Origin of the sequence: Streptomyces sp. CLV115 (assembly GCF_038448545.1) — a bacterium.
Taxonomy (GTDB): Bacteria; Actinomycetota; Actinomycetes; order Streptomycetales; family Streptomycetaceae; genus Streptomyces; species Streptomyces sanglieri.
In genome coordinates, this window is record NZ_JBCEWQ010000255.1 from 1 (window position 1) to 6,892 (window position 6,892).

Annotated in this window: 9 protein-coding genes; 2 read left to right on the forward strand and 7 right to left on the reverse strand. The window is 69.3% G+C overall.

From position 1 onward, the window contains the following. Positions 1-360, forward strand: a 360-nt coding sequence (locus AADR41_RS40365) for a type II toxin-antitoxin system PemK/MazF family toxin (protein WP_342287294.1), incomplete at its 5' end; no start/stop codon positions are given. Positions 361-406: 46 nt separating this feature from the next. On the opposite strand, the gene AADR41_RS40370 is transcribed toward AADR41_RS40365, so the two are convergent. The 7 genes from AADR41_RS40370 to clpS all read right to left on the reverse strand — a co-directional run bounded on the left by AADR41_RS40370 (position 407) and on the right by clpS (position 5,278). Further along, positions 407-1,357 carry a PLP-dependent cysteine synthase family protein gene (locus AADR41_RS40370; protein WP_266732629.1) on the reverse strand — a complete coding sequence of 317 codons (951 nt, stop codon included), beginning with the start codon at positions 1,355-1,357 and terminating at the stop codon, positions 407-409. Continuing rightward, positions 1,357-1,635 carry a MoaD/ThiS family protein gene (locus AADR41_RS40375; protein ID WP_342287296.1) on the reverse strand — a complete coding sequence of 93 codons (279 nt, stop codon included), beginning with the start codon at positions 1,633-1,635 and terminating at the stop codon, positions 1,357-1,359. Before AADR41_RS40375 ends, AADR41_RS40370 begins: the two co-directional genes overlap by 1 nt. A gap of 102 nt (positions 1,636-1,737) precedes the next feature. Beyond that, a complete protein-coding gene (locus AADR41_RS40380; protein WP_342287298.1) occupies positions 1,738-1,863 on the reverse strand; it encodes a putative leader peptide in 126 nt (41 codons plus the stop codon). A gap of 133 nt (positions 1,864-1,996) precedes the next feature. Continuing rightward, positions 1,997-2,428, reverse strand: coding sequence for a M67 family metallopeptidase (locus AADR41_RS40385; RefSeq protein WP_259935047.1), 432 nt, complete (start codon positions 2,426-2,428; stop codon positions 1,997-1,999). A 92-nt stretch (positions 2,429-2,520) separates the two neighbouring features. Beyond that, positions 2,521-3,960 (reverse strand): amino acid permease, encoded by a 1,440-nt coding sequence (locus AADR41_RS40390; RefSeq protein WP_342287300.1) that lies wholly within the window; start codon positions 3,958-3,960, stop codon positions 2,521-2,523. Between the two features lie 350 nt (positions 3,961-4,310). Then, complete coding sequence (locus tag AADR41_RS40395) at positions 4,311-4,895, reverse strand: DUF2017 domain-containing protein (RefSeq protein ID WP_342287301.1); 585 nt, start codon at positions 4,893-4,895, stop codon at positions 4,311-4,313. Between the two features lie 68 nt (positions 4,896-4,963). Continuing rightward, complete coding sequence (gene clpS, locus AADR41_RS40400; RefSeq protein WP_124723297.1) at positions 4,964-5,278, reverse strand: ATP-dependent Clp protease adapter ClpS; 315 nt, start codon at positions 5,276-5,278, stop codon at positions 4,964-4,966. Positions 5,279-5,356: 78 nt separating this feature from the next. Between clpS and AADR41_RS40405 the strand changes: the two genes are divergently transcribed. Beyond that, complete coding sequence (locus tag AADR41_RS40405) at positions 5,357-6,685, forward strand: nicotinate phosphoribosyltransferase (RefSeq protein ID WP_342287303.1); 1,329 nt, start codon at positions 5,357-5,359, stop codon at positions 6,683-6,685. Positions 6,686-6,892 lie beyond the last annotated feature (207 nt).

Here is a 6,892-nt window from a genome sequence, read left to right on the forward strand (position 1 = left end):
CGTCCGGGTGGCCGGACGCGCCCGCCGGCGGGGCCCGGACGTGGGCCGGAGCGGCGGCCGCGGCCGGGTGAGATCTGGTGGGCCGAGGTGCCGTACGAGGACGGGCCCGGGGCGAAGGACCGGCCCTGTCTGGTGCTGTCGGTACGGGGTGGCTCGGCGCTCGTCGCGAAGATCACCAGCAAGCGTCACGCGGACCGGCCCGGGGTGATCGCGCTGCCCGCGGGAACGGTGGGTGACGCTCAGGGCCGGGCGAGTTTCCTGGAGACTGACGAGTTGCGGGAGGTCTCGGTACGCGGGTTCCGGCGCCGGGTGGGGGTCGTGGACCCGGCGGTGTGGGAGCGGGTGCGGAACCTCGGATGAGGTGCGGCGAGGTGCGCCCGCGCCGGGCGCACCCCGCCGAAGGCTGTCAGGCCCAGAGCTGGCCGTGCAGGGTCTCGATGGCCGCTTCCGTGGTCGGGGCGGTGTAGACGCCCGTCGACAGGTACTTCCAGCCGCCGTCCGCGACGACGAAGACGATGTCGGCCGGTTCTCCCGCCTTGACGGCCTTGTTTCCGACGCCGATCGCCGCGTGGAGCGCGGCGCCGGTGGAGACGCCCGCGAAGATGCCCTCCTGCTGGAGGAGTTCGCGGGTGCGGGTGACGGCGTCGGCCGAGCCGACGGAGAAGCGGGTGGTGAGGACCGAGGCGTCGTAGAGCTCGGGGACGAAGCCCTCGTCGAGGTTGCGGAGTCCGTAGACGAGGTCGTCGTAGCGCGGCTCGGCGGCGACGATCTTGACGTCCGGCTTGTGTTCGCGCAGGTAGCGGCCGACGCCCATCAGCGTTCCCGTGGTGCCGAGGCCGGCCACGAAGTGGGTGATGGACGGGAGGTCGGTGAGGATCTCCGGGCCGGTGGTGGCGTAGTGGGCGCCCGCGTTGTCCGGGTTTCCGTACTGGTAGAGCATGACCCAGTCGGGGTGCTCGGCGGCCAGTTCCTTGGCGACGCGGACGGCGGTGTTGGAGCCGCCCGCCGCCGGGGAGGAGATGATCTCGGCACCCCACATGGCGAGCAGGTCGCGCCGTTCCTGGGAGGTGTTCTCCGGCATGACGCACACGATGCGGTAGCCCTTGAGCTTGGCCGCCATGGCGAGCGAGATTCCGGTGTTGCCGCTGGTGGGCTCCAGGATGGTGCAGCCGGGGGTCAACCGGCCGTCCTTCTCCGCCTGTTCGACCATGTGGAGCGCGGGGCGGTCCTTGATCGAGCCGGTGGGGTTGCGGTCCTCCAGCTTGGCCCAGATCCGGACGTCGTCGGAGGGTGACAGCCGCGGCAGGCGGACGAGCGGGGTGTTGCCCACCGCGGCGAGCGGGCTGTCGTACCGCATCAGTTCATGCCGCCGGCGACGGCCGGGAGGATGGTGACGTTGTCGCCGTCGCTGAGCTTGGTGGAGATGCCGTCGAGGAAGCGGACGTCCTCGTCGTTGAGGTAGACGTTCACGAATCGGCGGAGCTGGTCGCCGTCGACGATGCGCTCGCGGATGCCGTTGTGCCGGCTGTCCAGGTCCGTGAAGAGGTCGGCGAGGGTCGCTCCGTCGCCCTCGACGGCCTTGGCGCCGTCGGTGTAGGTGCGGAGGATGGTCGGGATGCGGACCTCGATGGCCATGGCGTGGGCTCCTGTCGGAAGCGGAGAGGTGGCGTGGGGCGCGCGGCTCTGCCCCCGCGCGGGGGTGGTGCGTACGTGTGGTGTTCGGGCCGCGGGCCCGGCTCAGGCCTTGCGGCCGGCGGGCAGGCGGCACGTACAGATCGCGCTGGAGAGCCTGCACAGGTCGACGTGCAGCCGCGCGACGAGCAGCGTGCCCGGCGTCTTGTCGCTCACGTCATGGAGAACCATGGGCTCATCGTATCGATTCCCGGTCCGTAATCCCGAGTGTGATCTCACCTGATGGATGCTCGGTGTTCGACAGGCGGACGGGACCGTGGGTGAGCCCGGTCCCGTCCGGCCGGTGTCCGGCGGTACGGCGGGGTCAGGCGGGTTCGTACGCCTCGACGACCTCGACGTCCTCCTCGGTGATCACACCGTCCACGATGCGGTACGAGCGGAACTGGAAGGGGCCCGCGTCGTCGGTGTCCGCCGTGGAGACGAGCACGTAGTGGGCGCCGGGCTCGTTGGCGTAGGTGACGTCGGTGCGGGAGGGGTAGGCCTCGGTCGCGGTGTGGGAGTGGTAGACGATCACCGGCTCCTCGTCGCGGTCGTCCATCTCGCGGTAGAGCTTGAGGAGGTCGGCCGAGTCGAACTCGTAGAAGGTGGGCGAGCGGGCGGCGTTGAGCATCGGGATGAACCGCTCGGGGCGGCCGGTCCCCGCCGGGCCCGCGACCACGCCGCACGCCTCGTCGGGGTGGTCGGCACGGGAGTGCGCGACGATCTGGTCGTACAGCGCCTTGGTGATGGTCAGCATTTCGCCAGGATAGGCATGCGGCCCCTCTCGTACCGAAGTGTGGTACGTGAGCGGCCGCATGGTGGACACGGCGGCCGGGTGGTGGAGGGGGTTCAGTTCTTCGCGAAGGCCTTGTTCCCGGGGTTGCGGGCCTTGAGGACCACGTACGAGATGCCGAGGAGCGCGGCCCAGAGCGGGGCGCAGTACAGCGAGATCCTGGTGTCCTTGTCGATGCCCATCATCACGATGACCACGGCGATGAAGAACAGTGCGAAGACGCTGGTGTACGGGGCGCCGGGGGCCCGGAAGTCCGACCGCGGGAGCACACCGAGGTCGGAGAGGCGCCGGTAGCGGAGCTGGCTGATCAGGATCATGATCCAGGCCCACATGCCGGAGATGGTGGCGAACGAGACGACGTAGGTGAAGGCGTCACCGGGCCACTGGTAGTTGATCCAGACGCCGACGAGCATCAGCGCGGCGGAGAAGGTGGTGCCGACGAGCGGGGTGCCGCTCCTGGTGAGCCGGGTGAAGAACTTCGGGCCCTGCCCGTTGAGGGCGAGGTCGCGCAGCATGCGGCCGGTGGAGTACATGCCGGAGTTGCAGGAGGAGAGCGCGGCGGTCAGCACGACGAAGTTGACGATGCCGGCGCCGAGGCCGAGGCCCATCTTCTTGAAGGCGGCGACGAACGGCGAGACGTCGGGCTGGAACTCGGTCCACGGGACCACGGAGAGGATCATGACGAGCGCGCCGACGTAGAAGACGGCGATGCGCCACGGCACGGTGTTGATGGCCTTGGGCAGGACGGTCTTCGGGTCCTTGGACTCGCCCGCGGTGACGCCGACCAGTTCGACGGCGAGGAAGGCGAACATCACGATCTGCAGCGTCATCAGGGTGCCCTTGATGCCGTGCGGGAAGAAGCCGCCGTCGGCCCAGAGGTGGGTGACGGACGCGGTGTCCCCGGCGTCGGAGAAGCCGAGGGTGAGAATTCCGGCGCAGATGAGGATCATGCCGACAATGGCGGTGACCTTGACCATCGAGAACCAGAATTCGAGTTCACCGAAGAGTTTCACGGAGATCAGGTTCACCCCGTAGAGGATGACCGTGAAGATCAGTGCGGATATCCATTGCGGAATGTTGAACCAGAACGTCATGTACTGGGCTGCGGCGGTGACTTCGGTGATTCCGGTGACGACCCAGAAAAGCCAGTAGGTCCAGCCGGTGACGAAGCCCGCGAAGGGGCCGATGAATTCACGGGCGTACTCGGAGAAGGAGCCCGAGACCGGCCGGTACATGAGGAGTTCGCCCAGGGCCCGCATGATGAAGAAGATCACCAGGCCGGCGACGGCATAGGCCAGGACGAGGCTGGGCCCGGCTTTGGCGATCGCCTTTCCCGCACCGAGGAAGAGCCCGGTGCCGATGGCCCCGCCGATGGCGATCATCTGGATCTGACGGGCGCCGAGGGCCCGCTGGTATCCCTCACCGGACGCGCCGGATTCCGATACCTCTACGGCCTGCGCTCCGCTGTTCCCTTTGTCGACCTGCGCCGATGTCATGTGCTGCGCCTTTCTCCACGCCGATCCGCGCCGTTGAGACTGCGGATCGGTTCCTGATCCCCCCGGATATGGATGGAGTGCCGCCGGTGGTGGCCGGCTCTTGGCGCCCTCGGGAACAGGGGTGGCGTGCCCGAGTGGTCGTGAAGATTTATCACGGCCACTCGGGCGACCCACCTGACGTTCTGTGGCGTACACCACAGTTAAAAGCGGACAAGGGTTTCCTGCCGCAGCAAAGACGACCGTTCAGGTGATGGGATCGTTATTCGGATTTGAGCATCCGCTGAGCGAACACCCGGCGCTCTCCGGGAGCGCACCGCCGCCGCACCGCCTCATCGGCTGCGGGGCAGCCCTTACGGCATCAGCGTCTCCACGAGAGTTTCCTGGAGCGCGCCGAGCCAGAGATAGGCCATGACCATCGGCTTTCGCGGGTCGCTGTCCGGGAGCCGGTAGAGCGATCCGGCCTCGCCCTCGTCCTCGTCGGAGACCTCCAGGCGGGTGCCGATGGTGAGCCGGAGGTCGTTGAGGGCGCCGAGCCAGTTGCGGCATTCGTCGCCGGTGAGTTCGAGTACGGCGCCTTCGTCCCCGGTGACCGTGAGCGCGTCCAGGGTCCGTACGACGGCGAGGGCGTCGGTGCGCTTGCGGGCGCGCAGGTCGTTCTCGGTGAAGCGGCGGAACTCGGCGGAGGCGGCCCGCAGTTCGGTGTCCTGGTCGCCGTACGCCTCGGGGAAGAGGCGGGCCAGGGCCGGGTCGGTGGGCGGCTCGCTGGGCCCCTCCGCGAAGAGTGCGGCGAGCGGGTCCGCGTCCTCGGCGGGTTCGTCGCCGGGGCCGATCAGTTCCAGCAACTGGACGGCGAGGGAGCGCAGGATCGCGATCTCCACCTCGTCGAGCGCGACGGCCGCGCCGCCGCCGGGGGTGGCCTCGAAGTGGCCGGCCATGGGTTTTCTCCGATGGTGGGTCGGGCGGGGCAGGAGTCGGGCGAACGGACGGGGAGGTCCGGCAGGGTCTAGTTGCGGTCCTGCGTGAGCGTGGCCCACAGTCCGTAGCCGTGCATGGCCTGGACGTCGCGCTCCATCTCCTCGCGGCTGCCGCTGGAGACGACCGCGCGCCCCTTCTGGTGGACGTCCAGCATCAGCTTGTGCGCCTTGTCCTTGGAGTAGCCGAAGTAGGCCTGGAAGACATAGGTCACATAGCTCATGAGATTGACCGGGTCGTTGTGGACCAGCGTCACCCAGGGGACGTCGGGCTCGGGGACGACAAGACTCTCCTCGGCCGATTCGGGACGCGTGATCTCTGTGGGGGCGACGCTCACCCACCCCATGCTGCCACTCGGGAGGGGTCATCGCACAAACGACCCGAGATCTCGTCACTCTGACGAAATAGGGGTAGCATCCGGAACATGAACTCTGCGGACCTTGGGCGACGGGTCGGTGTGCCGTCGACCGCGCTCTTCACCGACCAGTACGAGCTCACGATGGTGCAGGCCGCGCTGAAGGCCGGCACGGCCGATCGGCGCTCGGTCTTCGAGGCGTTCACGCGCCGGCTTCCCGAAGGGCGGCGCTACGGCGTCGTCGCGGGCATCGGACGGGTGCTGGACGCGGTGGAGAACTTCCACTTCGACGACGAGATGCTCACCTTCCTGCGCGAACAGAACGTGGTGGACGGGCCGACCCTCGCCTGGCTGGCCGATTACCGCTTCAGCGGAGACATCTGGGGCTACCCGGAGGGCGAGGTGTACTTCCCCGGCTCCCCGATCCTGCGGGTCGAGGGCTCCTTCGCCGAGTGCGTACTGCTGGAGACGGTGATCCTGTCGATCCTCAACCACGACTCGGCGATCGCCGCCGCGGCCTCACGGATGTCCGCCGCGGCCGGCGGGCGCGGCCTGATCGAGATGGGTGCACGACGCACCCATGAACTGTCGGCGGTGGCGTCGGCGCGTGCCGCGTACATCGGCGGCTTCAACACCACCTCCGACCTGGCGGCGGGCTTCCGCTACAACATCCCCACCGTCGGGACCAGCGCCCACGCCTTCACGCTGCTCCACGACACCGAGCGCGACGCGTTCCGGGCCCAGGTCGATTCGCTCGGCCGGGGCACCACGCTGCTGGTCGACACGTACGACGTCACCGAGGCGGTCCGTACGGCGGTCGAGGTCGCCGGGACCGAGCTGGGCGCGGTGCGGATCGACTCCGGCGATCTGCTGCTGGTCGCGCACCGGGTGCGGCAGCAGCTGGACGAGCTGGGCGCCACGGAGACGAAGATCGTGGTGACATCGGACCTGGACGAGTACGCCATCGCCTCACTGGCGGCGGCGCCGGTCGACGCGTACGGGGTGGGCACGCAGCTGGTGACCGGCAGCGGGCAGCCCACCTGCTCGATGGTCTACAAGCTCGTCGCCCGCGCCGGCTCCGCCGATCCCGCCGAGCCGCTGCGTCCGGTGGCCAAGAAGTCGCTCGGCGCGAAGTCGTCGGTGGGCGGTCGCAAGTGGGCCGCGCGCCGGCTGGACGAGCACGGGATCGCCGAGGCCGAGGTGATCGGCACCGGCGCGGTGCCCGCCGAGCTGGCCGACCGGCAGCTGCTGGTGGAGCTGGTCAAGGACGGCGGGGTGGTCGCCCGCGAGCCGCTGGACGCGGCGCGCGAGCGGCACATCGCGGCGCGGGCGGGGCTGCCGATGTCGGCGGTGCAGCTGTCGCGCGGCGAACCGGTGATTCCCACCGAGTACATGTGACGCGGGCCGTGCGGTGCGGTGACCGGGCCGCCCCGCTCACCCCAGCGGCCCCGGTCACCCCCTCGGCCCCATTGCCGTATGCGGCTCCGGCTCCGGCCACGTCTGCGGCTCTGGAGCCCGCAAGGGCTCCGTCCCGTCCCCTCCCTATCCGGGGCCGGAGTCTCTAGGCTCGAATGCGCCCCCCACGAGGCTCGAACCCACCCACAC

Coding starts and splice junctions, on each gene's coding strand:
- AADR41_RS40375 (WP_342287296.1), bottom strand. CDS start 1,635: ATGGCCATCGAGGTCCGCATCCCGACCATCCTCCGCACCTACACCGAC.
- AADR41_RS40405 (WP_342287303.1), top strand. CDS start 5,357: ATGAACTCTGCGGACCTTGGGCGACGGGTCGGTGTGCCGTCGACCGCG.
- AADR41_RS40385 (WP_259935047.1), bottom strand. CDS start 2,428: ATGCTGACCATCACCAAGGCGCTGTACGACCAGATCGTCGCGCACTCC.
- AADR41_RS40395 (WP_342287301.1), bottom strand. CDS start 4,895: ATGGCCGGCCACTTCGAGGCCACCCCCGGCGGCGGCGCGGCCGTCGCG.
- clpS (WP_124723297.1), bottom strand. CDS start 5,278: ATGGGGTGGGTGAGCGTCGCCCCCACAGAGATCACGCGTCCCGAATCG.
- AADR41_RS40380 (WP_342287298.1), bottom strand. CDS start 1,863: ATGGTTCTCCATGACGTGAGCGACAAGACGCCGGGCACGCTGCTCGTC.
- AADR41_RS40370 (WP_266732629.1), bottom strand. CDS start 1,357: ATGCGGTACGACAGCCCGCTCGCCGCGGTGGGCAACACCCCGCTCGTC.
- AADR41_RS40390 (WP_342287300.1), bottom strand. CDS start 3,960: ATGACATCGGCGCAGGTCGACAAAGGGAACAGCGGAGCGCAGGCCGTA.